We start from the raw sequence: 26,381 nt of genomic DNA on the forward strand, positions 1-26,381 counted from the left end.
TGGCCAGCAGCACGGCGTCGTCGCGCTCGGCCGAGCCGTCGCCCAGCACCACCAGGCCCTCACCGGTCCGGATCTCGCGCGCCGCCACGCCCAGCCGCAGCTCCACGCCGTGCTCGGCGTACCAGGCTTCGGGGTGCAGCCGGACCTCCGGCGCACCGGCCTTGCCCTGCAGCACGTCCTTGCTCAACGGCGGCCGGTCGTACGGCAGCTGGTCCTCCGCGCCGACGAGCACCACGCGGCCGTCGTAGCCGGACGCGCGCAGCTCCTCGATCGCGCTCACGCCCGCCAGGCCCGCGCCGATCACGACGACGCGGCCGGGCACCGGCGTGCCGTCCGCGCCGCTCACGGGCGGGGGAGCAGGTAGATCGCGCCCTCGTGCACCTCCACCCCGTGCGTGGTGGCGTCCGCGGACGCGGGCGCGCCGACCGCCTCGCCCGTGCGCAGGCAGAACGCGCCGCCGTGCAACGGGCACTCGACGTGCCCGTCCTGCACCCAGCCGTCGGACAGCGATGCCCTGGCGTGCGTGCAGGTGTCGTTCAACGCGAAGAGGCGCCCGCCGTCGTTGAAGACCGCGACGGCGTCCTCCGTCCCCGCCTCCTCGGCGGGCACCCGCACCGCCTCGCCGTCGGGCAGGTCCTCGACCCGGCACACCAGCACGCGACCGGAGGTTCGCGACTCGGCCACCGTTCCTCCTATCAGGTGTAGTTGATGTCCGCGAGCCCGAACTCCTCGGCCGCGATGATCGGGTCGAAGAACTCGTGGTACTCGTAGATCTGTCCGGCGTCGGTGAACTTGAAGATCGACAGGTACGTGTTGCGGTACCGCTTGCCGCCCTTCAGCAGGCAGTTGCCGTCGAAGCGGGCGATGACGGTGTCGCCGTCCTCCCACGTGTCGGTGATCGGGAACTCCCAGGACTCGAACAGGTCCGGGGTGTCCTTCCACCGCGAGTAGACGGCCGTCTTGCCGACGATGTGGCGGGGGAACATCTTCGTGCCGAACGGGTAGTAGTGGTCCGCGCCCTCGGCCCACAACTCGATCCACGAGTCGATGTCCTTCTCCTCCAACAACCTGAGGAAGTCGTGCACCGCCTGCACGTTGCGGCTCAACCCGGCCATGGCGTCTCCTTCTCTCCACAGTGGACGCCGCCCCGTGGCGTTCCCGCGCACGAGGCGGCGTCGTCTCGGAACGGGCTACCGGGCCTCGGGACCGAGGATCCAGTGCTCGCGGGTGACCAGCCGGTGGACGTACCGCGTGTTGACGAACGCCTCGAAGTCCTCCGTCAGCTGCTTGTACTCCGGCGACTCCAGCGCGTCGCGCAGGGCCTCCACGTCGTCGAACCACAGCTGGTACGCCGCGTCGAGCGTGGGCTCGCCGATGCCGTACCAGCCGTCCACGGTGTGGCCCTGGATGTACCGGCGCAGGCCCGGCAGCTTCAGGCCCAGCTCGCCGTGCTGGTGCAGGCTGTAGTTGCGGAAGTCCTCGAGGGAGACGCCTTCCTTGCGCTTGACCAGGATCATCAGCTTGACCCAGTTCTGGCCCTTGAACAGCGCCGGGCCCGACTTCAGCTCGTGCGCGTCGGTGTCCAGGACCAGGGTCTGCCAGAACGCGGCCCAGTTCGGCTCGTCCAGCCGGGCGCCCTGCAGGAACTCCTCGGTCTGCAGCGAGGCGATCTGCTCCTCGGGGCGCAGCCAGATCTCGGCCACGCCCTGCCACTTCGGGTCGCCGTTGCCGAGGTCGACACCGGCGTCGAAGGTGGTGTCGATCATGTACTTCCGGATCTGCGGGATCTTCGCGGCGTACTGCACCGCGTGCACCTCGACCCAGTAGCGCTGGAACTCCTCCACCGTCATGCCCGGCTTGGGCGCGGCGAAGATCAGCTGGTGGATCATTCGTTACCCCTCAGACCTTGTAGCGCTTGATGACGTCTTCGGCGAACCCGAGGTAGTCGCGCAGCGGCCACACCTCTTCGAACTCCAGGTACTCGCGCATCGGCAGCCGGCCCAGCGCGGTGCGGTCCAGCTCCTCCGCGTTGGGGGCGTCGATGATGCCGATGACCCGCTTCTGCGCGGCCACCTTCCACAGGCCGACGGCGAACCCGGAGTCGAGCGTCTCCTGGGCGTGCTCCGCCTCCTCCTGCTCGATCTCCCACAGCTCGTCGAGCGTGATGCGGCCCTCGTGGTTCCACTTCATCTGGACGTAGAACAGCATTGCCGGTACTCCTCGGTCTGACCGTCGGCGAGGCCGACGTGGGGGTCAGCTGACCTTGGCTCGGATCAGCTCGGTCAACGGGTGGTCGGCGCCGAACTCCACGATCGCCAGCGCCAGCGGCGTCTTGCCGTCGTGGCCGACGAGGTCCAGGCGCGCCCCGGCGTCGATGACGATCCGGGAGCACTCCTCGTACCCGTGCCACAGGGCGTCGTGCAGCGGGGTGTAGCCGTTGGTGGCGCCCTGGAAGTCGAGGTCGACACCGGGCCAGCCCGCGATCAGCCGGGTCAGCTCGACGTGTCCGTTGTAGACGGACTTGTGCAGCGGCACCGCGCCGAACGTCGGCTCGGTGGCGTTGACGTCCGCGCCCGCCTCCAGCAGGAGCCGGGCGATCTCGGTGTGCCCGTCCCGCGCCGCGACCAGCAGCGGCGTGTGGGCGTCGTTGAAGCCGTTGACGATCGGGAACCGCTCGTCGACCTTGGCGCCGTCACCCAGCAGCTTGCGCACGCCCTCGACATCGCCCTGCGTGACCGCGGCCATGAGCAGCTGGTCGGCGGCACGGCGCTCGTCGGACGCCTGGCGCTCCTGGATGTACTGGTGGGCCAGGAGGATCTTGTCCTTGCCCATCGTGTTGACGTTCAGCTCGTACTCGAAGTGCTGCTGCAACGAGAACCCGTAGTGCGTGCTCATGTTCAGGCCCGCGCCGCGGTCCAGCAGGTACTTCGCGATCTCCGGGTTCTTGAACCACACCGCGTCCATCACCGGCGTGTGGCCGGTGTTCGGGGTGACCGCGTCGATGAACGCGCCTGCCTCGACCAGCGCCTCCACCACGGCCAGCTCGCCGCCCTGGCACGCCTTGTGCAGCGCCGTCGCGCCGCCGCCGCTGTCGACGGCGTACACGTCCGCGCCCGCCGCGAGCAGCTGACGGGTCAGGTCGGCGTCCGCCCGACCGGCCGCGATCAGCAACGGCGTCAGGCCGCTCGCCGGGTCGCGGTGGTTGACGTCGGCGCCGAACCGCAGCAGCTCCGCCACGGTCTCGCGGTCGCCGGCCCAGCACGCCGCGATCAACCGCTCCTCGCGGTCGGCGTTGAACGCCGCGACCTCGGTGTTCGGGTCGAAGTAGACCTTCCACGACACGATCCGGCCGCCGTCGTCGACGACGAGCTTGTGCACGTCCTCGATCTCGAACTCCTGGCGGGTCCGGGTGTGCGCCGCCCGGGTGTAGATCACCGCGTACGCCGTGTTGCCCTCGGCCCGGAGGTCCCGCAGGGCGTAGTCCAGCACTTCGGTGGTCTCGCCGCGCACCGCGAAGGCCCGGCGCACGGCCGGCAGGCCGACGTGGCGGCCGAGGTAGGGGATGACCTCGTTCCACCGGTCGACCGGCAGCTCGAAGTCGATGGTGTGGGACAGCGCCGACAGCGCCGAATCCAAGTCTCCCCGTTCCAGGTCGGTGAAGTACTTCTCCACCACCTGGCGGGTCCGCTCACTGCTCATCGCGCATCCTCACTGCTCGTGTTCCATCCCGCGCCGCGGCTGTGGTGAAATGACGATCCGTCGCATCGGTTGCCCGCCGTCGAGGTGCCGGGCGCGCATTCAGTAGTTCACGTGCCCGATGCGCCGACAAGGCGCGTCAGAGCGCCCGGCATGACTGCGTGAGGTCACCACGACAGCTCACGAAGTGCCTTCTGACCACGGCACTTGCCTTGTCGCACGGCGTGCGCCGGTCGCAGCATTGCGACCACAGTCGGCAGAAATCGTCGTCGAACCCACTACAGGAGTGAGTTGACCGTGAGCGCGGATGGCACGAATTCCCGCACCGTTCGGGAAGACACGCTGGAGGTATTCCGGCAACTCGGTCTCACGACCGTTTTCAGCAATCCCAGCCACACCGAGATGAAGCTGTTCGAGCAGTGGCCGGACGACTTCCGGTTCATCATGGGCCTGCAGGAGGCGACCGTCGTCGGCATGGCCGACGGCTACGCCCAGGCCACCGGCGAGCCGTCCCTCGTCGTGATCAACGGCGGTCCCGGCACCGGCAACGCGATGGGTTCCATCTACACCGCGGCCAGCGCGCACACCCCGATGGTGATCATCGGCGGCCTCCAGGCCCGCAAGCTCCAGCAGGGCGCGCCGTTCCTCAACGCGCCCAGCGCCACGCAGCTGCCCCAGCCGTACATCAAGTGGGCGGCGGAGGCGGCCCGCCCGCAGGACGTGCCCGCGCTGATCGAGAAGGCGTACCACATCGCCAAGCAGGCGCCCCAGGGCCCGGTGTACGTCGGCGTGCCGGAGGACGACTGGATCCGCCCGGCCAACTCCACCCCCTACAAGACGCGGCTGGTCCAGGCCGCCGTCGTGCCCGACCCGCAGGTGCTCGCCGACGTGGCGGACGCGCTGAACTCCGCCGCCAACCCGGCCATCGTGGCCGGCCCCGGCGTGGAGATCGGCGGCGCCCGCCGCGACCTGATCAAGATGGCCGAGCGGCTCAACGCCCGCGTCTACGGCAGCCCGGTGTGGCCGCGCGGCGCGTTCCCGGAGAACCACCCGCTGTTCGGCGGCGTGCTCGCGCCCCTGCCCGAGCTGATCAACGCCAAGCTCGCCGACCACGACGTGGTCATCGTGCTGGGCAGCCCCACGTTCACCCTGTTCACCACCGCGGACCTGTTCTCCACCGCGCCCGCCCCGGTGGACACCAGCGACGCGCCGAAGCTGCCCGAGAACACCAACTTCATCCACATCACCGACGACCCCGAGGCCGCCGCCTGGTCCATGGCCGGCTCCGCCTACGTCACCCCGCCCGCGGCGTTCGTGCGCGGCCTGGTGTCGCTGCTCCCGCAGCGCCAGCGCCTCGCGCTGCCGCCGCTGAGCGAGCCCATCCCCACCCCCGAGGCGTCCACCCCGATCACCGAGCCGTACCTGTTCCACGTGCTGTCGCAGGAGCTGCCCACGGACGCGCAGGTGTTCGAGGAGCTGCCGATCGGCCGCGCGCCGTTCCACGAGCAGATCCCGCTCGGCCCGGACAACGGCTACTACGCCACCGCCTCCGGCGCGCTCGGCTTCCCGTTCGCGGGCGCCGTCGGCTACGCCGTGGCCCGGCCCGACGTGCGGACCGTGGTCGTGGTCGGCGAGGGCTCGGCGCAGTACACGATCCAGGCGCTGTGGACGGCCGGTAAGTACAACCTGCCGGTGACCTTCGTGATCCCGAACAACTCCGGCTACCTGTCGCTGAAGTACTACCTCGACGACACCAGCCAGAAGGCCTGGCAGGAGGGCTGGGACCTGAGCGGCGTCGACATGGCGGGCCTGGCCCGCGGTTTCGGCATCTCGGGCGAGCGCGTGGAGACCCCCGAGCAGCTGCAGGCTGCACTGCGCAAGGCGCTGACCGCCGACGGTCCCGTCCTGCTGGACGTCGTCGTGTCGGACCCCGGCCTGTTCCGGCTCTGAACCGCCGGACCACCGGGAAGTCGACCCCACCGGAAAGAAGGAGCACCACATGGAGGTCGTGAAGAAGGACAGCCTGCCCACCGTGCAGATCGACGGTGAGGTGGCTGCCCACATCTTCGACGGCAGCGCGCACGGCACCACGTCGTCGGCGTTCATCGTCGACGTGGCCGTCGGGAAGGGCCCGCGCCGGCACAGCCACCCCTACGACGAGATCTTCATCATCATCGAGGGCCGGGTCAGCGTCGAGGCCGACGGCGAGGTCCGCGAAGCGGGCCCCGAGGACGTGCTCATCGTCCGCACCGGCGTGCCGCACGCGTTCACGAACCTCGGGCCGGGCAACGCGCGGATGGTGAACATCCACGTGACCGACAAGGTGGTGACGGAATTCCCCGCGGATCACGCGGCGGACTCGTCCTACCAGTACAACCACACCAGCTAATCGCTGAGCATGTCCGACGGAGCCCTCACGGCGTTTCGAGATCAGAAACGGAACCCGTGGGGGTTTCGCGCTGTCCGCCCCCGTTTTCGCGGCCCCGCGCCGGGCACGCGGGGCGCCGTCGGGGGAGGAGCAACAGGTGAAGTCGAGCAGCAGCAGTCGCGACGAGCTGGGCCGGTTCCTGCGCAGCCACAGGGAACGGCTCCACCCCGCGGACGTCGGGTTCCCGACGGGTCCGCGCCGGCGGTCGCTCGGGCTGCGCCGGGACGAGGTGGCCGTGCTCGCCGGGGTCAGCCCGACCTGGTACACCTACCTCGAACAGGGCCGGGACATCAGGCCGTCGCGTGAGGTGGTGGACAGCCTCGCGCGCGTCCTGTGCCTCACCGAGGACGAGCGCCGGTACGTGCACACCCTGGCGTACGGGCACGTCGCGGAGCCGCTGCCGCTGTCGGGCGAGTCGTCGTCGGCCGACCTGATCAAGCACGTGGTGGCGGCCGCGGAGGAGCACCCGTACCCCCTGTTCGGGGTGAGCAGGCACGGCGACCTCCTGGCCTGGAATCCCGCGTCCACCCGCTGGTACGACGACTGGGACCGGCTGCCGGAGCGCGAGCGCAACGTCGTGGTGTGGCTGCTGACGTCGCCGGTGGCGCGGCTGCGCCTGCCGGACTGGGAACGCGAGGCGCGCGACGCGGTGGCGGCCTGGCGGGCGGAGGCGGCGAAGTGGCCGGGCGACGAGGAGTTCGCGCGGCGCGCCCGGGAGATGGCCGAAGCCAGTCCGCAGTTCCGGCAGTGGTGGGATGAGCAGATCGTCCGCGAACGCCGTTCCCGGACGTGTCGGTTCCGGCACCCCGAGCTCGGCGTGCGGGAATTGCGCCTCGTGCCGCTCGACTCGCCGGAGTTCGACTCGGCCGGGGTGGTCCTGCACCTCGCCGGGTGAGCCCGACTTGACGAAGTACACGGGCTCTCCGTCCCGCCATCGGGAAAGCTGATGCGTACGATCACCGGCCCTGCCGCCGCGGTTGTGGATTAATGCTTGCGTCACAGGATCTCGATAGCGTCGACTGCGCATCGCGGTTGGCCGAGCAGCACAGGGGAACGAAGGAGAGCCGGTGCCCACGACTGCCGTCATGAAGGGTGTGGCGCGTGGCGCCGGCGTCCCCGCGGTCCGCGCGACATCACCGCGCGGACGTTCACTCGGGGACGGGCGTCCGGCTTCACGTGCCGGGCCCGTGGAAAGATGAACCCGATTCGTTAAAATCGGGAAAGTTGCAAGTTGTATTAGTTCCGGTCCCGTCCGCGGGACGCGGCTAAATGTCCGTTTCGGCGCGGTTACGCGACGAAGGTGGCCCGCTCGACGTAGTTGTGCGTGCCGAACGGATCAATCTCGGGTTCGGAAGTCCGTGTCGAGTGCTGGAACTGGGAATGCCACCACAAGTCAAGTCTAGACATTCGTCCGGTAGCTTGAAAATCTGTGATCGTCCACGGGGCGGGTACCCGATCCGTGGACACCGGCCAGTGCGGGCCGGTTTCTGGGGAACTGGGGCGATCTTGACGGGGGGCTCCCCCGCCGTGGGGAAACGCAGGGCCGGTGGCACTGGGGTCACCGGGTCGCGGTGAGTTCGGCCGCACGGCGGGCGGAAATCGGTGATGTCGCGAAGATCTCCTTCGGAATGTGCTGTGCCTTGCTCAGACGAAGTGTGACAAGACGAGCCCCGCAAGGCTTGCCTTGCGGCTGTCCGAATGCTGGAGGGGAACGATCCGTGCACATGTACGAAGAGGCGTCAGCTGGGGCTGATCCTTCCGACTTATCTACTCTGTCCGAGTTCTGCGACGAGCTGTTCGTGACGCTGGGGAGGTCCGACCAGCGCCGCTGGGCCGAGGCCTACGTCAGGGGCCTGCTCGTCGTACCGGGTCGCAAGTCGATCCGGCGGATCTCGGAGCTGGTCGTCGGCCGGGACGCCGACCAGTCGTTGCAGCAGTTCGTGAACCAGAGCCCGTGGGCGTGGGCTCCGGTGCGCCGGCGGTTGGCCGAGCAGGCCAACCAGGCCATGCGCCCCCGGGCGTGGGTCGTGCGGGAGGTCGTGTTCCCGAAGAACGGCGACAACTCCGTCGCGGTGGCCCGGCAGTACGCGCCGACCGCCGGCCGGATGCTCAACTGCCAGCGCGCGTTCGGCGTGTTCCTGGCGGGCGACCCGGGCGCCGTCCCGGTCAACTGGCGGCTGGTCATGCCGAAGGCGTGGGACACCGACGTGGAACGGCGCGCGAAGACCCGCGTGCCCGACGACGAGCGGTCCAAGCCGGCGTGGCAGTACCTGCTGGACGCCTTCGACGAGATGACGGGCAACTGGGGGTTGCCCGCCGCCCCGGTCGTCGTCGACCTCAGCAGCGACCAGAGCGTGTTCCCGCTGCTCGGCGGCCTCGAAGAGCGGGGGATGGGCTACCTGGCCCAGGTCTCCACGAGCACGCCCGTGCTGCCGGTCAACCTGGTCGGCGCGCAGAACCAGCCGCGCACCATCGGCCAGCTGGTGGCGGCGGCGGCCCGGCGCGGCCGGACCACGCTGTCCTGGCGGGACGAGGCCACCGGCGCCGTCACCACGTCCGACTTCGTGGTCGCGACCCTCATGGGCCAGGCCGCGGCGCCGGACGGCAGGCCCGGCCGCGTGCCGAGGCTGCGCCACGTCGTCGCCGAGTGGCCCGCGGGCCAGGCCCGGCCGCGGGCGGTCTGGACGACCAACCTCGGCGCGGGCGGCATCCGGGAGCTGGTGGGCCTGCTGCGCGTGCGCGGCGAGGTCGAGGGCCAGGTGACCCGGCTGACCGAGGAGTTCGGGCTGCGCCACTTCGAGGGCAGGTCGTTCCAGGGCTGGCACCACCACGTCACGCTGGTGTCCGCCGCCCACGCGTACGGCCTGCTGAAGGGCACCGAGCGCGCGGGCTACCGCGAAGAACGGCTGCTGCGGCCGCACGCGTGACGGACGGGGGAGTGGACCAGCGTCGTTCCACTTCCCCGGCAGCGGCGGTGCTAGTTTGGGTGGCGACGACAGGGAACGATCCCGAACGAACCGCACCCGGAGGTCGCCGTGCGCCGTTCCGCCGCGCAGACCCGCGAGCACGTGCTCGGCATCGCCCACGAGCTGTTCTACTGGAACGGCATCCACGCGATCGGCGTCGACCGCGTCGCGGCGGAGGCGGGCGTCGCCCCGACCACCCTGTACCGGCTGTTCCGGTCCAAGGACGACCTCGTCGGCGCCTACGTCGAGCGCGCCGACCACTACTACCGCGCGTGGTTCTCCGAAGCGACGAAGGACGACGGCCGGGACCCCCGGGACCGCATCCTCGCCGCGTTCGACGAGCTGATCGTCCAGGTGGACCCCGCGGTCTGCCGCGGCTGCCCGTTCCTCATGGCCCTGGCCGAGTTCCCCGACCCCGAACTGCCGGCGCACCGCAACGCGGTGGCCACGAAGGCGTGGATGCGCGCCCGGTTCGGCGAGCTGGCCGGGCAGCTGGGCGTGGCCGAACCGGACGCGCTCGCCGACCAGCTGGCGCTGGTCATGGAGGGCGTCTACGCGTCCGTGCAGGCGCTCGGCATCGACGGGCCGGCCCGACAGGCGCGTGACCTCGTGGAACTCCTCCTGCCCGACCGCGCGTCCGAGGACGCGGTCGGGGCGGAGGCCCGGCGAGGCGCTCCCGCGCCGGCCTGACCTGTGCGGGGTCGGCGGCGCTGAGGAGCCGGGGCCCACCCCTGGGGAAGGCGGGCCTGGTTCCACGTACCCATCGTGGCCCGACGCCTGTCGTTCGTCCAAGATCCGGTGATATAACCCCTGGTTATGGACGTCCATGTCCGTGATCTGCGGTACTTCGTCGCGGTCGCCGAAGAACTCAGCTTCACGAGGGCTGCCCGGGAACGGCTGTTCATCTCGCAGCCGGCCCTGAGCAAGCAGATCCGCCAGCTCGAATCGTCACTGCGGGTCAAGCTCTTCGAGCGCGACAAGCGGACGGTGGTGCTGACGCCCGCCGGCCACGACCTGCTGCCGCGCGCCCGCGCGCTGGTGGAGGAGTGGGACAACACGCGGCGGGCCCTGGTGCTCGCGGCGGCGGGCCCCGAACCGGCGTTGCGCGTCGGCTTCCAGACCCGCATCGGCCGCGGCCTCATCCCGTCGGTGACCGAGCGCATGGCGGAGCTGCTGCCCGGCTGGCGGCTCCAGTTCCGCCAGGTGCCCTGGAACGACCCGACGGCGGGGTTGCGCGACGGCGAGGTCGACGTGGCCGTGGCGTGGCTCCCGGTGCCCGATTCGGGCGAGCTGTCGTGGCGCGTGGTGGCGAACGAGGACCGGTGGGTCGCCCTGCCCCGGCGGCACCGGCTCGCCGCGCACGCCGAGGTGGCGTTCGCGGAACTGGCTGACGAGCCGTTCATCGCCCTGCCGGCGGACGCGGGCCCGCTGCGCGACTTCTGGCTGGCCCTGGACCACCGCAGCCGCCCCGCGCGGGTCGTGGCGGAGGCGGCGACGTCGGACGAGGTGTTCGAGGCCGTGGGGTCGGGCCTGGGCGTGGTCCTGGTGTCGGCGGGCAACGCCGAGGCCAACCCGCTGGACGACGTGGTCTACCGGCCCGTGACGGGCCTGTCGCCCAGCTCGCTGGCCGTGGTGTGGCGCACGGGCGACCAGCGGCCCGCCGTCCGCGTGTTCGTGGAGGCGTGCGCGAGCTGCCTGTGCCGGGCGCCGGCCGCCGGGGCGTGAGCGGCGGGTGATCCGGCACACAGTCGGCCCTGACGTCCGATAGTTGGATGTCCTAGTAATCTGGTGGGAGTCCTCGATGCCGAAGGAGCCGTCGTGACCGCCGCCAGCCCGCTGCACGCGCCGCAACACCCGGTCCGCTTCGTCACCGCGGCCAGCCTGTTCGACGGGCACGACGCCGCGATCAACATCATGCGCCGCATCCTCCAGGCGCAGGGCGCCGAGGTCGTGCACCTCGGCCACAACCGGTCCGTGCGCGAGGTCGTCGCCGCGGCCGTGCAGGAGGACGTCCAGGGCATCGCCATCAGCGCCTACCAGGGCGGCCACGTCGAGTACTTCAGCTACCTGGTGGAGCTGCTGAACGAGCGCGGCGCCGGGCACATCAAGGTCTTCGGCGGCGGTGGCGGCGTCATCGTGCCCGAGGAGATCGAGCTGCTGCACTCGCGCGGCGTCGCGCGCATCTTCTCCCCGGCCGACGGCCAGGAGCTCGGCCTCGCCCGCATGATCAACACGATGGTGGAGGCGTGCGACCACCCGCTGGCCGAGCGCGCGCCGTCGTCGTGGGACGGCCTGTTCACCGGCAGCGAGGACGTCCTGGCCCGCGCCATCACGCTCATCGAGGCCGGCGCGCTGCCCGCCGACGTGCGCGAGCGAATGGTGGCCGCCGCCGCGTCCACGACCGCCCCGGTGCTGGGCATCACCGGCACCGGCGGCTCCGGCAAGTCCTCGCTGACCGACGAGCTGGTCCGCCGGTTCCGGCTCGACCAGCAGGACAAGCTGCGGATCGCCGTGCTGGCCGTCGACCCCACCCGCCGCCGCGGCGGCGGCGCGCTGCTCGGCGACCGCATCCGGATGAACTGCCTCGACGGCGACCGGGTGTACTTCCGCTCCCTGGCCACCCGCCGGGCGGGCTCGGAGGTCCCGGACGGCCTCGGCGACGCGATCCTGGCGTGCCGGGCGGCCGGGTTCGACCTGGTCGTCGTGGAGACGCCCGGCATCGGCCAGGGCGACGCGGCGATCGTGCCGTTCGTCGACCTCTCGCTGTACGTGATGACGCCGGAGTTCGGCGCCGCGTCGCAGCTGGAGAAGATCGACATGCTGGACTACGCCGACGCGGTGGCGATCAACAAGTTCGAGCGCCGCGGCGCGGAGGACGCCCGCCGCGACGTGGCCCGCCAGCTCGTCCGCAACCGGGAGGCGTTCGGGGCGTCGTGGGAGGACATGCCGGTCTTCGGCACGTCCGCGGCGACGTTCAACGACGACGGCGTGACCGCCCTGTACCAGCACCTGCGCGACGAGCTGGCCGGGCGCGGGCTGGACGTGGCCGAAGGCGCGCTGCCGGTCGTGACGGGCAAGGTGTCGACGTCGGCGGCGACCGTGGTGCCCGCGACGCGCGTCCGGTACCTCGCCGAGATCGCCGAGACGGTCCGCGGCTACCACCGCGCCACCGAGACGCACGTGGACGCCGTGCGCCGGGCCGCGCACCTGCGGGCGGCGCGCGCCGAGCTGGAGTCCGCCGGGCACGACACGGCGGCGATCACGTCCCTGCTGGAGTCCGCGGAGAAGCGGGTCGACGCCGTGTCGGCCGAGCTGCTGGCCACGTGGCCGCAGGTCGTGGAGGACTACAGCGGCGACGAGCTGGTCGTCAAGGTGCGGGACAAGGAGATCCACACCAAGCTGACCCGCGAGACGTTGTCCGGCAACCAGGTGCGCCGCGTGTCGCTGCCGCGCTACGACGACGACGGCACGCTGCTGCGGTTCCTGCGCAAGGAGAACCTGCCCGGCCGCTTCCCGTACACGGCGGGCGTCTTCCCGTTCAAGCGGGACGGCGAGGACCCGGCGCGGATGTTCGCGGGCGAGGGCGACGCGTTCCGCACCAACCGCCGGTTCAAGTACCTGTCGAAGGGCTCGGAGGCGACCCGCCTGTCCACCGCGTTCGACTCGGTGACGCTCTACGGCCGCGACCCCGACACCCCGCCGGACGTCTACGGCAAGATCGGCACGTCCGGCGTGTCCATCGCGACGCTGGACGACATGAAGGCGCTCTACGACGGCTTCGACCTGACCGCGCCGAGCACGTCGGTGTCGATGACCATCAACGGCCCCGCGCCGACGATCCTCGCGTTCTTCCTCAACACGGTGATCGACCAGCAGGTCGACAAGTTCCGCGCCGAGCACGGACGCGAGCCGTCCGAGGACGAGGCGGCGCAGCTGAGGGCGTGGGCGCTCTCCACCGTGCGCGGCACCGTGCAGGCGGACATCCTCAAGGAGGACCAGGGGCAGAACACCTGCATCTTCTCCACCGAGTTCTCGCTGCGGATGATGGCCGACATCCAGGAGTGGTTCATCCGGCAGAAGGTCCGCAACTTCTACTCGGTGTCGATCTCGGGCTACCACATCGCCGAGGCGGGGGCGAACCCCATCAGCCAGCTGGCCTTCACGCTGGCCAACGGGTTCACCTACGTCGAGTCGTACCTGGCGCGCGGCATGGACGTCGACGACTTCGCGCCCAACCTGTCGTTCTTCTTCTCCAACGGCATGGACGCCGAGTACAGCGTGATCGGCCGGGTGGCGCGGCGCATCTGGGCCATCGCCATGCGGGACCGCTACGGCGCCAACGAGCGGTCGCAGAAGTTCAAGTACCACGTGCAGACGTCCGGCCGGTCGCTGCACGCGCAGGAGATGGACTTCAACGACATCCGCACCACGCTCCAGGCGTTGTGCGCGCTCTACGACAACACGAACTCCCTGCACACCAACGCCTACGACGAGGCGATCACCACGCCGACCGAGTCGTCGGTGCGCCGCGCGATGGCCATCCAGCTGATCATCAACAAGGAGTGGGGCCTGTCGGCGAACGAGAACCCGCTGCAGGGCTCGTTCGTCATCGAGGAGCTGACCGACCTGGTCGAGGAGGCCGTGCTGGCCGAGTTCGACCGGCTCTCCGAGCGCGGCGGCGTGCTCGGCGCGATGGAGACGGGCTACCAGCGCGGCCGCATCCAGGACGAGTCGATGCTGTACGAGCAGCGCAAGCACGACGGCTCGCTGCCGCTGATCGGCGTGAACACGTTCCTGCCCGAGGACGGCAAGCGCGAGCAGGTGTCCATCGAGCTGGCCCGTGCGACCGAGGAGGAGAAGCGGTCGCAGGTCGAGCGGACGCGGGCCTTCGCCGCGGCGCACGCCGCCGAGGCCGAGCCCGCCCTGCGGCGGCTGAAGGAGGCCGCGGCGTCCGGGGAGAACGTGTTCGACGTGCTCATGGACGCGGCCCGGGTGTGCACGCTGGGCCAGATCACCGAGGCGTTCTTCGAGGTGGGCGGCCAGTACCGGCGCAACGTCTGAGGTGGTCGGACGGCGGCGGGCCGGCTGCTCGCCGCCGTCACCGGGCCGCGACCCGCGCTCCGATCCGCCGCACCGGCCGCGCCGGTGAATCCGGACCAACCGCGGATTAGTCGCCGTGTCGGGGGTATCCGCTGGCTCCCGACCACGAGAGGCACAGCGATGAACGGAACGATGAAGGCCATCGCCGTCACGGGAGTCGGCGCGGCCGTGGCGGTGGGCCGGCGGATGACGGCACGCCGGCGCGAGCTCCACCGCGGCCGGTCCGACCACTGGCTGGCCGTGACGGTTGACCGCCCGCTGGACGCGGTGGCGGGCGCGGAGGCGTTGCCGGACCCGTTGCAGCGGTTGCGCGAGGGCATCGACGTCCGCTTCCGCACCGCTCCCGGCGACCGGGGCACCGAGGTGATGGCACGGCCGAAGGACGGCGGCGAGGTGTCGCGCGAAGACCTGCGCGTGGCGCTGCGGAAGGCCAAGTCCGTGCTGGAGACCGGCACGGTCATCGAACCGGACACCCCGTCCACCACCCACCCCGGGCCGGCGGGCAAGGTGCTGCGCATGGTGATCGGCAAGTCCGCGGGGGAGGGTCGGCTGTGAGGGCGATGTGCTGGGAAGGCATCAACGACGTGCGGGTGCAGGACGTGCCCGACCCGAGGATCCTCAACCGCGGGGACCTGATCCTGAAGGTGCGGCTGAGCACCGCGTGCGGTTCGGACCTGCACCTGCTCACCGGGCACATCCCGTTCATGCAGGCCGGTGACGTCATCGGCCACGAGTTCATGGGCGAGGTGGTCGAGGTCGGGCCCGACGTGACCCGCCACAAGCCCGGCGACCGGGTCGTCGTGGCGTCGTTCATCGGCTGCGGGCAGTGCTGGTACTGCCGCAACGACCTGTGGTCGCTCTGCGACAACACCAACACCAACCCCGGCATCACGCAGGCGCTGTGGGGCGCCGATCCGGGCGGGATCTTCGGCTACTCCCACGCCATGGGCGGCTACAAGGGCAGCCACGCCGAGTACGTGCGCGTGCCGTTCGCGGACTACAACGCCATCCCGATCCCGGACGCGGTGGACGACCTGAGCGCGGTGTTCGCCTCCGACTCGGCGCCCACCGGGTGGATGGGCGCGGACCTCGGCGGGGTGCGGGCGGGTGACGTCGTCGCGGTCTGGGGCAGCGGCGCGGTGGGTCAGATGGCGGCCCGCTCGGCGCAGTTGCTCGGCGCGGAGCGCGTCGTCGTGGTCGACCGGTTCGACTACCGGCTGCGCCAGGCGGAGCAGGTCTTCGGGCTGGAGACGCTGAACTACGAGCACGTCGACATCGGCGCAGCGCTGCGCGAGATGACCGGTGGCCGAGGCCCGGACGTGTGCATCGAGGCCGTGGGCTGCGAAGCGCACAGCTACGGCCCGCAGCACGCGTACGACCAGGTCAAGAGCAAGCTGAAGCTGGAAACGGACCGGCCGATCGCGGTGCGCGAGGCGATCCACAACTGCCGCAAGGGCGGAACGGTGTTCGTGCTCGGTGTTTTCAGCGGTTTCGTCGACAAGTTCCCGCTCGGCGCGGTGATGAACAAGGGCCTCACCCTGCGCGGCGCCCAGCAGCACGGGCAGCGCTACATCCCCATGCTGCTCGACCGCATCGCGTCCGGTGAGCTGACGACCGCCCACCTGGCCACCCACGTCCTGCCGCTGGAGGAGGGCGCGCGTGGCTACCGGTTGTTCAAGGAGAAGGAGGACGACTGCGTGCGTGCGGTCTTCCAACCGTGAGGAAAGCGGTTCGGCCGCGCCACACCGGGTACACCGCCGGCATGAGTTCGGATGACTTGCAGGGGTACGCAGCGCCCCAGGACGACGGGGGATCGCCCGACGCGGTGGAGACCGACGCCGCGGGCCTGAGCGCTGCCGAGGACTTGGACGAGGACAGGCTCCGGCAGGACCCGCTGGAGGCGGGGATGGACCCGCCGGAGCACTGGAGCGGCGTGGACAAGTACGGCATGACGCCGTACGAGGAGTCCCACCCGCGGCCGCTGGACGAGCGCCTGAGCGAGGAGCAGCCCGACGTGACGGCGGAGGAGCCGGACCGCGACCAGGTCATCCCCGAGGAGGGCGTGGTGAGCCTGGACAGCGGCGGGGACATCGAGTCCGAGACGCGCGCCGAGGCCGCGAGCCGCGGGCAGTCCGCCGACGAGGGCGGCGGCTCGGTCGCCGGTGCCGCCCGGACGCCCGACAACGAGTTCTGATCGTTCTGCCCGGAAACCCGCCTCGCCGTGAGGCGGGTTTCCGGTCTGGTCGCGGATTTTTCGCCGCGACGTATCCGAGCCGCGTTCCCGAACCTCTTTGTGGGTGAAACCGCAGCGAGGAACAGGGGCGGTGACATCCCATGCGATGGTCGGTCGCGGGATCATTCGTGATCCTCATCTGCACAGTGGCCGCCGGGTGCGTCGACGATCCGGCCAGGTCGCCGTCACCGCAGGTCACGGCCGGTCAGCCGGACACCCGGACGGAACCGGGAAATGACCCGACCGCCGGCGCGGAACCGCCGGGCGAGGCCGTTCCGGGCGCCGGCGAGGCCACTCCGGAACAGCGGAACCCCGAGCCGGGCACGGCGGGGCGGGCCCCGTTGCCGGGTGTTCCCGGAAGTCCGATCAAATACGACCACACCCTTCTCGGCGCGACCCCGAAGACCGCCAAGGAAACGATCGAGGGACAGATCGGGGAACAGTGCGGCGCGGGCCTCTGCGGGGTCCGGGTCCTCATCCGGCCGCGGGCCGGCGGCGGTTGCATCACGCGGATCACCCCCTCGCCGGTCCTGCCCGGCGGCACGGTCCACATCGACCTCGGGACGCCGTGCGAAGGGGACGGCGCCGCGGTCCCGCCGGACGAGCCGCCACCCGACACCCCGGATCCGGAGGGCCCCACGACTGGCGGCCCCACCGATGGCGTGACGTCGGAGGAGACCGCCGAGTCGACCGTCGGGGGCGGGTGAGCGCGATGAGCGCCGTGGGCACGCGTCGGACGTCGGCCCCGGCCACCCCGCCGGTGGCCGACGAGACGCAGTCGGGACCGGCGCGGGCGCTCCGGATCGTGGCCTCCGTGGTCGCGAACACGACCCTGCTGACGGCCCTGCTGTACTTCTTCGGCCTGGTGGCGACGCAGGTCTTCTTCACCCACTTCCGCGTCCACTACACGCTGCTCGGCCAGACCACCGACGAGATCCTGGCCCGGGGCGCGGACGGCCTGTTCGTGCCGCTGGCGGCGGTCGCGATCGCGGTCCTCGCCGTCACGTTCGCCGTCCGGTACCTGAGGGCGCGGATGTCCGCCAAGGGCTGGGCGGCGTTCCTCCGGGTCTGCACCCCGGTCGCCGCGGTGCTCGGGCTGGGCCTGCTCGGGGTGACGGTGCCGATCACCGTCAACCCGGAGCCGTACCGCGTCTTCCCGGGCCTGCCGGGGCTCGGCTTCGCGGTCGGCATCGTCCTGCTGGCCTTCGCGTGGCGGCGGTGGAGCGTCGGCGCGGGACGCGGACGCCGAGGCGGGAACCTCGGGGTCGTGGAGTCGGTCGCCGCGTTCCTGCTGGTGAGCATCGGGTTGTTCTGGTCCGTCGGCGACTACTCCGGCTCGGTCGGCACCCGGCGCGGGTTCGAGGTCGAGGCCCGGATACCGGACATGGCCGGCGTGGTCGTCTACAGCAAGGAGAGCCTGAGCCTGGCCGGCGGGGGAGTGCGGGAGGTCGTCTGCGCGCAGCCCGACTCGTCGTACCGGTACCGCTACGACGGCCTGAAGCTGCTGCTCCAGTCCGGCGGCCAGTACGTGTTCCTGCCCGCGACGTGGCGGTCGTCCTCCGGCACCGCCTTCGTCGTGCCGCGCACCGACTCGCTGCGCCTGGAGTTCGGCCCGCCGCGCAGCCGGCCGCCGGACACGTGCTGACGCGCCGGCCCGCTCACCCGCGCCAATCGCGCCGGTCCGCTCACCCGCTGGAGGAGCGCACCACGAGCTTGGTCGGCAGGAACGCGGGCTCCGGCTTCTCGCCGCCGTGCACCATGGTCAGCACGGCCCGCGCCGCCGCCACCCCGATCCCGGCCTTGTCCTGCGCCAACGTCGTCAGCGGCGGGTCCACCAGCGCGGCGAGCTCGATGTCGTCGAACCCCACCACGGCCAGGTCGTCCGGCACCCGCAGCCCGGCGTGGCGGGCGGCCAGCAGCGCGCCCACGGCCATCTCGTCGCTCGCGCAGAACACCGCCGTCGGCGGCTCCGGCAGGGCGATCAGCGACCGCGTCGCCGCCTGCCCGCTCGGCCGGTAGTAGTCGCCCTCCACCACGTACTCCGGCGGTGTCGGCAGCCCGGCCTCGGCCATCGCGGAGCGGTAGCCGCGCAGGCGGTCGGCGGCGGGGCGGTTGGCCCGCGGACCGGTGACGGTGGCGATCCGGCGGTGCCCCGCGACCACGAGGTGCCGCACCGCTTGCACCGCGCCGCCGACGTTGTCCGACGTCACGTACGTCGCCCGTGGCCCGTCGACCTCGACGTCCACCGCCACGCACGGCAGCCCGGACTGGGCGAACGCGGCGAAGGCCGGCGCGTCCGACCCGCTGTCGATGAGCACCAGCCCGCCGAGGTGGTGCCGCCGGGTCATGTTCACGTACGCCACCGGGTCGGCCAGCGACGCGCCGACCGCGCGCAACGCCGCCGAACCGCTCGTGGCGAGCATCAGCAGGTGGTACCCGTGCGCGCTCAGCGCCGACTTCAACCCGATCAGCAACTCCTGCAGGTACGGGTGCCGCCAGCCGGGCCTGCGGTGGTCGGTGTCCCACACCAGTCCGATCAGCCCGGAGCGCTTGGTGGCGAGCGCCCGCGCCGACTCGTTCGGCCGGTAGTCCAGCTCGCGGGCCACCCGCTCGACCACTTCGCGCTTTTCCTTGCTGACCGTCAGCGGCTGGTTGAAAACGCGTGAAACGGTCGCCACGGAGACCCCGCACAGCTGGGCGATCTCGCGGATCGTGGTCATCTGCCGCCCCTTTCTTTGTAACCGCTTACAGACCTTCTGGGAGCGCACCCTGACCTGGGTGGACACGGTATCACCTGCGAAAACGCCGGAGGCGTGGAACGGCCAGGTTATCGGTTCGTTACTTGACGGTGTCGTGGTCCGGAGCTGTCATGTACACCACACCGGCCGGACGCGAACCTCGGCCGAATTCGCCGGAAACCCCCGGATCGACCTTGTGCGTGTCCGGCGTGCCCGTAAACGGAAAGGGAGCCGTGAAATGAGACGAACCGGGACCTTGGCGGGCGTCGGCCTGCTGGCCGCGAGCCTTCTCGTCGGCTGCGGCGCCGGCGCGAGCGACGGCAAGACCAGGATCACCATCGGCCTGTTCGGCAACTTCGGCTACCAGCAGCTGTTCGAGGAGTACGAGAAGGCGCACCCGGACGTCGACATCACCGACCGGACCGCCTCCTACTCCGACCACCACAAGAACCTCGCCGCCCACCTCGCCACCAACAACGGCGCCGCGGACATCGAGGCCGTCGACGTCGGCTACATCAACCAGTTCAAGGCCAACCCTGGTCAGTTCGTCGAGCTGAAGTCCGACATCAAGGACCGCTGGCTCGACTGGAAGTGGGAGGCCTCGCTGTCCAAGGACGGCAAGCAGATCGGCTACGGCACCGACATCGGCGGCCTGGCCATCTGCTACCGCCGCGACCTCTTCGAGGCCGCCGGCCTGCCGACCGAGCGCGACCAGGTCTCCGCCCTGTGGCCGACCTGGGAGCAGTTCATGGCCACCGGCAAGCAGTTCGCCGCCAAGGCCCCCGCCGGCGCGAAGTTCTTCGACGGCGGCCCGACCATCCTCAACGCGATCGTCGGCCAGGCGCCCACCGGCTTCTACGACAAGAACGACAAGATCGTCGTCGGCGAGAACGCCGACATCAGGAAGGGCTGGGACCTCGTCTCCCAGGGCGTCGCCGACGGCCTGTCCGCCGGGCTCCTGCACAGCACCCCCGCGTGGAACACCGGCTTCAAGCAGGGCCAGTTCGCCACGCTCGCCTGCCCCGCCTGGATGATGGCCAAGATCAAGGACCAGGCGCCCGACACCGCGGGCAAGTGGGACCTCGCCAACGTGCCCGGCGGCGGCGGCAACTGGGGCGGCTCGTACCTGACCGTGCCCAAGCAAGGCAAGAACGTCGACAAGGCCGTCGCGCTGGCCACCTGGCTCACCGCGCCCGAGCAGCAGGCCAAGGTCTTCGCCAACGCCGGCCTGCTCCCGTCCGCCCCGAAGCTGTACAGCGAGCAGTCGGTGGCCATGAAGCAGGACGCGTTCTTCAACAACGCGCCCGTCGGCCGGGTCTTCACCGACGCCGCCCGCGCGCTGAAGCCGCAGTACCAGGGCCCCAAGGCGGGTGACGTGCAGACCGAGCTGGGCAACGCCATGCAGCGCGTCGAGCAGGGCAAGCAGAGCCCCGACGAGTCCTGGCAGCAGTTCGTCGGCGACGTGAAGAAGCTCGAGGGCTGATGAAGACGGACTGGCGCGAACGCCGCCACCGGTGGGACACCCGGTACGCGCCGTACGCCTACATCGCGCCGTACTTCCTGCTGTTCGCGGTGTTCGGCCTGTTCCCCCTGCTGTACACCGCGTGGGTGTCGCTGCAGGACCGCAACCTGCTCGACGGCGACGCGGCGACGTTCATCGGGATCGACAACTACGTCCAGCTGCTCACCGCGGACCCGTACTTCTGGAACGCGATGGGCAACACGCTCAGCCTGTGGTTGCTCACCACCGTCCCGCAGATCCTGTTCGCGCTCGGCATCGCGCAGCTGCTCAACCGGCGGCTGCGCGGCCGGACGTTCTTCCGGATGGGCGTGCTGCTGCCGAACATCACCTCGGTCGCGGCGGTGACGATCATCTTCGCGCAGCTGTTCGGCCGGGACTTCGGCATGATCAACTGGGTGCTGAGCCTGTTCGACCTGGGCCGGATCGACTGGCAGGCCGGCACCGCCAGCTCCCACACCGCCATCGCCGTGATGGTGGTGTGGCGCTGGACCGGCTACCACGCGCTGATCTTCCTGGCGTCCATGCAGGCCATCCCGACCAGCGTGTACGAGGCGGCCCGGCTGGACGGCGCGAGCGGCTGGCAGCAGTTCTGGCGGATCACCGTCCCCATGCTGCGCCCGCAGATCATCTTCTCCACCGTGATCGCCACCGCGGGCAACATGCGGCTGCTCGCCGAGCCGCTGCTGTTCAACCCCGGCGCGGGCGCCGCGACCGGCGGCTCCGACCGGCAGTTCCAGACCGCCGCGCTCTACCTCTACGAGCAGGGCTTCGCGAAGTTCGACTTCGGCTACGCCTCGGCCATCGCGTGGCTGCTGGTCATCGCCACCGTCGCCATCACCGGGTTGAGCTACCTGGCCGCCCGCCGCATCCGGACCGACTGAAAGGGCCCGTCACATGACCAGCCTGCTCGAACGGCCGGCGCCGGTCGCGTCGCCACCGCCCCGGCGGCGGCGGGCGGCGCGGCTGCCCGGGCCGTGGACCTACGCGGCGCTGATCGCGGTGATCGCCGGGTCCGCGTTCCCGGTGTACTGGTCGCTCGTGGTGTCCTCCCAGACACCCGACAAGGTCGACAGCGTGCCGCCGGTCCTCGTGCCCGGCGGCAACCTGTTCGCCAACATCGCCCGCGTGTTCGACCAGTCGGACTTCGCCCTCGCGATGATGAACTCGCTGGTCGTGGCCGGGACCATCACGCTGTCCGTGGTGTTCTTCTCCACCCTCGCCGGGTTCGCCTTCGCCAAGCTCCGGTTCCGCGGCCGGTCGGCGCTCATGCTCCTCGTGGTCGCCACCCAGGCCGTCCCGACCGAGCTCGGCGTCATCCCGCTCTACATGATGATGAGCGACTTCGGCTGGGCCGGCGAGATCCACGCGGTCATCGTCCCCGGCCTGGTCACCGCGTTCGGCGTGTTCTTCATGCGCCAGTACTTCGAGCGGGCCGTGCCCGACGAGCTGCTGGAGGCCGGGCGCATGGACGGGTGCAGCTCGCTGCGCCTGTACTGGCACGTCGTCCTGCCGGCCGCCCGCCCGGCCGCCGCCGTCCTCGGCCTGTTCACCTTCATGCAGGCGTGGAACGACTTCTTCTGGCCCCTGGTGGTGCTCACGCCGGAGAACCCGACCGTGCAGACCGCGTTGTCCACCCTCGCCAGCGGGTACACCACCGACTACACCCTCGTGCTCACCGCGGCGACGATCGGCACCGTGCCGGTGCTCGCGGTGTTCCTCCTGTTCGGCCGCCAGATCGTCGGCGGCATCATGCAAGGAGCACTCAAAGGATGACCGACTTCCCCCAAGGGTTCCGCTGGGGCGTCGCCACATCGGCCTACCAGATCGAAGGTGCCGTGGACGCCGACGGGAGAGGACCGTCCATCTGGGACGCGTTCGGCGCGGTGCCGGGTGCGGTCGCCGGTGGCGACACCGGAGCCGTCGCGTGCGACCACTACCACCGGATGCCGGAGGACGTGGCGCTGCTCGGCGAGCTGGGCGTGGACGCCTACCGGTTCTCGGTGGCGTGGCCCCGCGTCCAGCCGACCGGCTCCGGCCGGGTCGAGCCCCGCGGCCTCGCCTTCTACTCCCGGCTCGTCGACCAGCTGCTGGAACGGGGCATCGAACCGTTCCTCACCCTCTACCACTGGGACCTGCCGCAGGCGCTCGAGGAGCTCGGCGGCTGGCGGTCCCGCGACACCGCGCTCCGATTCGCCGAGTACGCCACCGTCGTCCACGACGCCCTGGGCGACCGGGTGTCCAAGTGGACCACGTTCAACGAGCCGTACGTCTCGTCGATCGTCGGCTACGGCGAGGGCAGGCACGCGCCCGGCGCGCGGGAGGGCCACGGCTCCCTCGCCGCCGCGCACCACCTGATGGTGGCGCACGGGCTCGCCGTGGAGGCCATGCGAGGCACGCCGGGCCACCAGTTCGGCATCGTGCTCAACCAGTCGCCGTCGACCCCGGTGACCTCCTCCGAGGCGGACGTCGCCGCGGCGCGCCGGCACGACCTGCTGCTGCGCCGCCAGTTCACCGAGCCGCTGTTCGCCGGCCGCTACCCGGAGGACTACGCCGAGACGTTCGCGGGCGTCACGGACCTGTCGTTCCGGAAGGACGGCGACCTGGCGCTGATCTCCACGCCGCTGGACTACGTGGGCATCAACTACTACTACCGCCAGCACGTGGCCGACGCGCCGCACCGCGACCCGGACCCGGCGACGCGCACGTCGATCGACATCGGCATCGACACCACCCGCCTGCCGGACGTGCCGCGGACCGCGATGAACTGGCCGGTGGAGCCCGCCGGGCTGACCGAGACGCTGGTGGGGCTGAAGGAGCGGTACCCGGACCTGCCCCCGGTGTACGTCACCGAGAACGGCTGCGTCTACCCGGACCGGCCGGGCTTCGACGACCAGGACCGCATCGAGTACCTGCGCGCCCACCTCGCGGCGGCCGGCGACGCCGTCGCCGCGGGCGTCGACCTGCGCGGCTACTTCGTCTGGTCGTTCCTGGACAACTTCGAGTGGGCCCACGGCTACAAGCACCGGTTCGGGCTGGTCCACGTCGACTACGAGACGCTGGTCCGCACCCCGCGGGCGAGCTTCCACTGGTACCGGGACCTGGTCGCCGAGCAGCGGGCGAAGGTGTCCGCCGCGAGGTGACCCGCGGTGCCACCGTCGCGCGGAGGCGCGTCCGCGCGACGGTGGCGTGCGCCCGGCCGGACCGCGCCGGTCGTCGTGGGGCGGCTCACCAGGACGGCCACGGGTTCGGCTCGCACGCCTTGCCGTCCGGGACGACCACGACGCCCTGGTCGCTGCCCGCCGTGATCGCCGCCAGCTCGTCGTTGTCCGTGCTCAGCGTCTGCTGCATCATCAGCGGCGCCGGGCCGCCGTCGACGGGGCACACCTCGTGGCCGAAGCCGAGGAAGTGCCCGACCTCGTGGTTCACCGCGTAGACCTGGTAGTCCCGCAGGTCGCCGTCGTACGTGTGCGCGCCCCGGAACCAGCGCGCCGTGTTCAGGTGGACCGTCGACCCCACCCGGCACGACGTGTCGAACGGCATCTCGAACCCGCACAGCGCCCGCGCGGTCTGCTGGGACGTCAGCCGGATGCGCAGGTCCGGCTCCACGTCGCCGCCGACCCGCCGGAACGCGTACCGGACCGACCACCCGCGCGGGTGCCGCAACGCGTGGTCCACCACGGCGGCGAACGCGTCGTCGCCGTTCGGCAGCGCCACGCCGTCCTCCACCTCCACGGTGTAGGCGAACCCCGTGCCACCGGCGGCGGACGGCGGCGGCACGACCCGCCACGTGCCCGTGCCGTGCTGCGGGAACGGACGGCCGGGCGGCAGGTCGGCGGCGGACCGCAGCGCCGCGAGCGGGGGCGTGTCCACCGACCGAGGCTCCGGGGGCGTCGACTCGGGCGTGGACCCCGGTGCCGATCCCGGCGTCGATCCCGGCGTCGACGTGGCCGACGCGGTGCCGCCCTCAGGCCGTGCCACGGTGGCCGGCCAGGACGCCAGCGCGGCGTCCAGCGCCACCACCGTCATCGTGGCCAGGCACAGCGCGGTCAGGTAGGGGACGAGGGGAGCGGGCCTCATGTGGGCTCCAGGCCTGCCGAGTCGTAGGTGCACGCCGCGTTCCACAGCAGGAACGACGGCGCGCCGGCGTCCGTCGAGGCGGCGGTCTGCGCCTTCACCTCGCCCGGACCGTAGGCGTGGCCCAGCGAGAACGCCTGCAGCCACGGGATGACCGTCGCGCCGGTGCCCTGGGTCAGGCGCACGAAGTCGGCGACCGACGCCTTCACGATGTCGTACGGCCGGGCGTTCGGGTTGTCCACGCCGTACTCGCCGGGGCCCCAGTGCGACGGGTAGACCATCGGCGCCACGTAGTCGACGTGCGCCGACAGCGCCGGGATGTCCTGCGCCACGTCCGTCGGGCTGTGCGCGGCGATGCCGAACACCGACGCGCCCAGGTACGCGCCGAGCGGGCGGACGGCCGCGCGGTTGTCCCGCAGGAAGTCCACTATCGACTGCTCGGGCGTCGTGGTCAGGCCGGGGAACACCATCTGGCTGATCGGGCCGTCCGGCCGGCGCACGTAGTCGTACAGGATGTCGTCGAAGCCGAGCGCCGCCGCCTCCTTGGCGATCGCGATGTTGTACTCGCGCACCTCGGGGTTGGCGAAGTTCGTGAACGCGTACTGGCCGTAGTGCGCCGACCAGGCGCCGCCGGACGCGTTCTGCGACACCCGGTCGCGCGCGCCGGACTGCCACGACGCCTTGCCCAGCACCGGGTCGCGGAACGCGACCAGCCTGCCGACCACCCGCAGCCCCAGCCCGTGCAGCTGGTCGAGCACCGCGCGGGCGTCGTAGTAGTTGCGGTTCGCGCCGATCTGCCGGGCCAGCGGCACCTGCGAGTCGTAGCCGATCTCGCCGCTCTCGTCCTTGATGTCGAGCTGCACGGTGTCGATGCGGCCCTCGCGCGCCATCGCCAGCACGGGGTCGCGCAACGACGCCGTCGCCCAGGCCGCCGCGCTCATGTGCACCGCGCGCATGCCGGGGTGGGTGACCCGCACGGCGACGTCGTGGTGCTTCGCGTTGCCGGCGGCGTCGTTCGCCTCGACCCGGAGGCTGGTCGGCACCGTCGACAGGGACGCCTCGAACCGGCCGTCCTTCACCGGCACCTGCCGGTCGCCGACCCGCACCGAGTCCGCGCCGTCGGCGGTGCCCTTCACGGTCACCGGCCCGCGCGGCGACTTGGCCTCGACCACGTCGACGTTGAGCGCGGGCGGGGTGGCGTCGACGGTGAACCGGCGCTCGACCTCGGCGGCGGGCAGCCACGGCAGCGGGTTCGCGGCGCGCACGGAGAGGGTGTGCGTGCCCTCGCTCAACCGCAGCCCGGCCAGGGTGATCCGGCCGTCGGCGCGGCGGGCCTCCACCGGCTGTCCGTCAACGTGCACGGTCACACGATCCAGCGCACCGGGGTCCGCGGTCGTGATGGACACGCTCTCGACACCCGAAGGGGTGACGACGTTCCCGTTGCCGAACTCCGCCACCGCGAGGCCGGTGCCGCGGCTGTGGACGATCGTCGTGACGACCCCTGCCACCAGCAGCAGGACCACGACGCCGACCACGGGTATCAGCACGCGCTTGACGGTGCGAGGTGGGTTCGGGGGTGACTCCGACATCGGACGGCTCCGATCTTGGCGTGGCATCAGCAAAC

Annotated in this window: 24 protein-coding genes; 15 read left to right on the plus strand and 9 right to left on the minus strand. The window is 71.2% G+C overall.

All coding sequences use genetic code 11. From position 1 onward, the window contains the following. The 6 genes from ACFQ3T_RS14240 to ACFQ3T_RS14265 form a co-directional block, all read right to left on the minus strand. Window positions 1-346: FAD-dependent oxidoreductase (locus ACFQ3T_RS14240; protein WP_380723720.1), on the minus strand; the 346-nt coding region annotated here is incomplete at its 3' end. Next, complete coding sequence (locus tag ACFQ3T_RS14245) at window positions 343-684, minus strand: bifunctional 3-phenylpropionate/cinnamic acid dioxygenase ferredoxin subunit (protein ID WP_380723721.1); 342 nt, start codon at window positions 682-684, stop codon at window positions 343-345. The genes ACFQ3T_RS14240 and ACFQ3T_RS14245, both read right to left, overlap by 4 nt. An 11-nt stretch (window positions 685-695) precedes the next feature. Continuing rightward, window positions 696-1,115, minus strand: a complete 420-nt coding sequence (locus ACFQ3T_RS14250) for a nuclear transport factor 2 family protein (protein WP_380723722.1) — start codon at window positions 1,113-1,115, stop codon at window positions 696-698. Between the two features lie 75 nt (window positions 1,116-1,190). Beyond that, window positions 1,191-1,889, minus strand: coding sequence for an EthD domain-containing protein (locus ACFQ3T_RS14255; protein WP_380723723.1), 699 nt, complete (start codon window positions 1,887-1,889; stop codon window positions 1,191-1,193). 10 nt (window positions 1,890-1,899) lie between these two features. Beyond that, a complete protein-coding gene (locus ACFQ3T_RS14260) occupies window positions 1,900-2,208 on the minus strand; it encodes a muconolactone Delta-isomerase family protein (protein ID WP_077008801.1) in 309 nt (102 codons plus the stop codon). Window positions 2,209-2,253: 45 nt separating this feature from the next. Then, a complete protein-coding gene (locus ACFQ3T_RS14265; RefSeq protein ID WP_380723724.1) occupies window positions 2,254-3,699 on the minus strand; it encodes an ankyrin repeat domain-containing protein in 1,446 nt (481 codons plus the stop codon). A gap of 294 nt (window positions 3,700-3,993) precedes the next feature. Here ACFQ3T_RS14265 and mdlC point away from each other — a divergent pair, with 294 nt between their 5' ends. The 11 genes from mdlC (at window position 3,994) to ACFQ3T_RS14320 (ending at window position 18,068) form a co-directional block, all read left to right on the plus strand. After that, entirely contained in the window at window positions 3,994-5,646 is a 1,653-nt protein-coding gene (gene mdlC, locus ACFQ3T_RS14270) for a benzoylformate decarboxylase (protein WP_380723725.1), read from the plus strand. 49 nt (window positions 5,647-5,695) lie between these two features. Beyond that, window positions 5,696-6,085 (plus strand): cupin domain-containing protein, encoded by a 390-nt coding sequence (locus tag ACFQ3T_RS14275; RefSeq protein WP_380723726.1) that lies wholly within the window; start codon window positions 5,696-5,698, stop codon window positions 6,083-6,085. A 136-nt stretch (window positions 6,086-6,221) separates the two neighbouring features. Continuing rightward, window positions 6,222-7,019: a helix-turn-helix transcriptional regulator gene (locus tag ACFQ3T_RS14280; protein WP_380723727.1), complete on the plus strand. Its 798-nt coding sequence runs from the start codon at window positions 6,222-6,224 to the stop codon at window positions 7,017-7,019. Between the two features lie 829 nt (window positions 7,020-7,848). Continuing rightward, entirely contained in the window at window positions 7,849-9,051 is a 1,203-nt protein-coding gene (locus ACFQ3T_RS14285; protein WP_380723746.1) for an IS701 family transposase, read from the plus strand. Between the two features lie 108 nt (window positions 9,052-9,159). Further along, entirely contained in the window at window positions 9,160-9,780 is a 621-nt protein-coding gene (locus ACFQ3T_RS14290) for a TetR/AcrR family transcriptional regulator (protein WP_380723728.1), read from the plus strand. Window positions 9,781-9,906: 126 nt separating this feature from the next. Next, window positions 9,907-10,815, plus strand: coding sequence for a LysR family transcriptional regulator (locus ACFQ3T_RS14295; RefSeq protein WP_380723729.1), 909 nt, complete (start codon window positions 9,907-9,909; stop codon window positions 10,813-10,815). A gap of 93 nt (window positions 10,816-10,908) precedes the next feature. Further along, the gene (gene icmF / locus ACFQ3T_RS14300) at window positions 10,909-14,151 is read left to right on the plus strand and encodes a fused isobutyryl-CoA mutase/GTPase IcmF (protein ID WP_380723730.1); all 3,243 of its coding nucleotides are present in this window, start codon (window positions 10,909-10,911) and stop codon (window positions 14,149-14,151) included. Window positions 14,152-14,310: 159 nt separating this feature from the next. Further along, window positions 14,311-14,745, plus strand: coding sequence for a hypothetical protein (locus ACFQ3T_RS14305; RefSeq protein ID WP_380723731.1), 435 nt, complete (start codon window positions 14,311-14,313; stop codon window positions 14,743-14,745). A 5-nt stretch (window positions 14,746-14,750) separates the two neighbouring features. Then, window positions 14,751-15,911, plus strand: coding sequence for a zinc-dependent alcohol dehydrogenase (locus ACFQ3T_RS14310; protein ID WP_380723747.1), 1,161 nt, complete (start codon window positions 14,751-14,753; stop codon window positions 15,909-15,911). 41 nt (window positions 15,912-15,952) lie between these two features. Further along, entirely contained in the window at window positions 15,953-16,384 is a 432-nt protein-coding gene (locus ACFQ3T_RS14315) for a hypothetical protein (RefSeq protein ID WP_380723732.1), read from the plus strand. 751 nt (window positions 16,385-17,135) lie between these two features. Next, a complete protein-coding gene (locus tag ACFQ3T_RS14320) occupies window positions 17,136-18,068 on the plus strand; it encodes a hypothetical protein (RefSeq protein ID WP_380723733.1) in 933 nt (310 codons plus the stop codon). 40 nt (window positions 18,069-18,108) lie between these two features. Here ACFQ3T_RS14320 and ACFQ3T_RS14325 read toward each other — a convergent pair whose 3' ends face one another. Then, window positions 18,109-19,143 (minus strand): LacI family DNA-binding transcriptional regulator, encoded by a 1,035-nt coding sequence (locus tag ACFQ3T_RS14325; RefSeq protein WP_380723734.1) that lies wholly within the window; start codon window positions 19,141-19,143, stop codon window positions 18,109-18,111. Window positions 19,144-19,399: 256 nt separating this feature from the next. Between ACFQ3T_RS14325 and ACFQ3T_RS14330 the strand changes: the two genes are divergently transcribed. Genes ACFQ3T_RS14330 through ACFQ3T_RS14345 form a run of 4 tightly spaced genes read left to right on the plus strand, consistent with a single transcriptional unit; the run spans window position 19,400 to window position 23,823 of the window. Then, window positions 19,400-20,644 carry an ABC transporter substrate-binding protein gene (locus tag ACFQ3T_RS14330; protein ID WP_380723735.1) on the plus strand — a complete coding sequence of 415 codons (1,245 nt, stop codon included), beginning with the start codon at window positions 19,400-19,402 and terminating at the stop codon, window positions 20,642-20,644. Continuing rightward, window positions 20,644-21,564, plus strand: a complete 921-nt coding sequence (locus tag ACFQ3T_RS14335) for a carbohydrate ABC transporter permease (RefSeq protein WP_380723736.1) — start codon at window positions 20,644-20,646, stop codon at window positions 21,562-21,564. The genes ACFQ3T_RS14330 and ACFQ3T_RS14335 overlap by 1 nt, the downstream gene beginning before the upstream one ends. A gap of 13 nt (window positions 21,565-21,577) precedes the next feature. Next, window positions 21,578-22,456, plus strand: a complete 879-nt coding sequence (locus ACFQ3T_RS14340; RefSeq protein WP_380723737.1) for a carbohydrate ABC transporter permease — start codon at window positions 21,578-21,580, stop codon at window positions 22,454-22,456. Continuing rightward, complete coding sequence (locus tag ACFQ3T_RS14345; RefSeq protein ID WP_380723738.1) at window positions 22,453-23,823, plus strand: GH1 family beta-glucosidase; 1,371 nt, start codon at window positions 22,453-22,455, stop codon at window positions 23,821-23,823. Before ACFQ3T_RS14340 ends, ACFQ3T_RS14345 begins: the two co-directional genes overlap by 4 nt. Window positions 23,824-23,908: 85 nt before the next feature. Here the strand turns inward: ACFQ3T_RS14345 and ACFQ3T_RS14350 are convergent, their stop codons facing one another. Together ACFQ3T_RS14350 and ACFQ3T_RS14355 are read right to left on the minus strand one after the other, a co-directional pair. Then, window positions 23,909-24,760, minus strand: a complete 852-nt coding sequence (locus ACFQ3T_RS14350) for a DUF3152 domain-containing protein (RefSeq protein WP_380723739.1) — start codon at window positions 24,758-24,760, stop codon at window positions 23,909-23,911. Continuing rightward, complete coding sequence (locus ACFQ3T_RS14355; RefSeq protein ID WP_380723740.1) at window positions 24,757-26,304, minus strand: putative glycoside hydrolase; 1,548 nt, start codon at window positions 26,302-26,304, stop codon at window positions 24,757-24,759. The genes ACFQ3T_RS14350 and ACFQ3T_RS14355 overlap by 4 nt, the downstream gene beginning before the upstream one ends. Window positions 26,305-26,381 lie beyond the last annotated feature (77 nt).

The sequence above is a fragment of the Saccharothrix hoggarensis genome (assembly GCF_042678885.1).
GTDB lineage: Bacteria > Actinomycetota > Actinomycetes > Mycobacteriales > Pseudonocardiaceae > Actinosynnema > Actinosynnema hoggarensis.

Excerpts from the sequence above, each read along its gene's own strand:
- ACFQ3T_RS14265 (WP_380723724.1), bottom strand. The coding sequence starts at position 3,699 with ATGAGCAGTGAGCGGACCCGCCAGGTGGTGGAGAAGTACTTCACCGAC.
- ACFQ3T_RS14330 (WP_380723735.1), top strand. The coding sequence starts at position 19,400 with ATGAGACGAACCGGGACCTTGGCGGGCGTCGGCCTGCTGGCCGCGAGC.
- ACFQ3T_RS14275 (WP_380723726.1), top strand. The coding sequence starts at position 5,696 with ATGGAGGTCGTGAAGAAGGACAGCCTGCCCACCGTGCAGATCGACGGT.
- ACFQ3T_RS14305 (WP_380723731.1), top strand. The coding sequence starts at position 14,311 with ATGAACGGAACGATGAAGGCCATCGCCGTCACGGGAGTCGGCGCGGCC.
- ACFQ3T_RS14325 (WP_380723734.1), bottom strand. The coding sequence starts at position 19,143 with ATGACCACGATCCGCGAGATCGCCCAGCTGTGCGGGGTCTCCGTGGCG.
- ACFQ3T_RS14315 (WP_380723732.1), top strand. The coding sequence starts at position 15,953 with ATGAGTTCGGATGACTTGCAGGGGTACGCAGCGCCCCAGGACGACGGG.
- ACFQ3T_RS14320 (WP_380723733.1), top strand. The coding sequence starts at position 17,136 with ATGAGCGCCGTGGGCACGCGTCGGACGTCGGCCCCGGCCACCCCGCCG.
- ACFQ3T_RS14335 (WP_380723736.1), top strand. The coding sequence starts at position 20,644 with ATGAAGACGGACTGGCGCGAACGCCGCCACCGGTGGGACACCCGGTAC.
- ACFQ3T_RS14260 (WP_077008801.1), bottom strand. The coding sequence starts at position 2,208 with ATGCTGTTCTACGTCCAGATGAAGTGGAACCACGAGGGCCGCATCACG.
- ACFQ3T_RS14350 (WP_380723739.1), bottom strand. The coding sequence starts at position 24,760 with ATGAGGCCCGCTCCCCTCGTCCCCTACCTGACCGCGCTGTGCCTGGCC.
- ACFQ3T_RS14295 (WP_380723729.1), top strand. The coding sequence starts at position 9,907 with ATGGACGTCCATGTCCGTGATCTGCGGTACTTCGTCGCGGTCGCCGAA.
- ACFQ3T_RS14285 (WP_380723746.1), top strand. The coding sequence starts at position 7,849 with ATGTACGAAGAGGCGTCAGCTGGGGCTGATCCTTCCGACTTATCTACT.
- ACFQ3T_RS14310 (WP_380723747.1), top strand. The coding sequence starts at position 14,751 with ATGTGCTGGGAAGGCATCAACGACGTGCGGGTGCAGGACGTGCCCGAC.
- ACFQ3T_RS14340 (WP_380723737.1), top strand. The coding sequence starts at position 21,578 with ATGACCAGCCTGCTCGAACGGCCGGCGCCGGTCGCGTCGCCACCGCCC.
- ACFQ3T_RS14250 (WP_380723722.1), bottom strand. The coding sequence starts at position 1,115 with ATGGCCGGGTTGAGCCGCAACGTGCAGGCGGTGCACGACTTCCTCAGG.
- ACFQ3T_RS14345 (WP_380723738.1), top strand. The coding sequence starts at position 22,453 with ATGACCGACTTCCCCCAAGGGTTCCGCTGGGGCGTCGCCACATCGGCC.
- ACFQ3T_RS14255 (WP_380723723.1), bottom strand. The coding sequence starts at position 1,889 with ATGATCCACCAGCTGATCTTCGCCGCGCCCAAGCCGGGCATGACGGTG.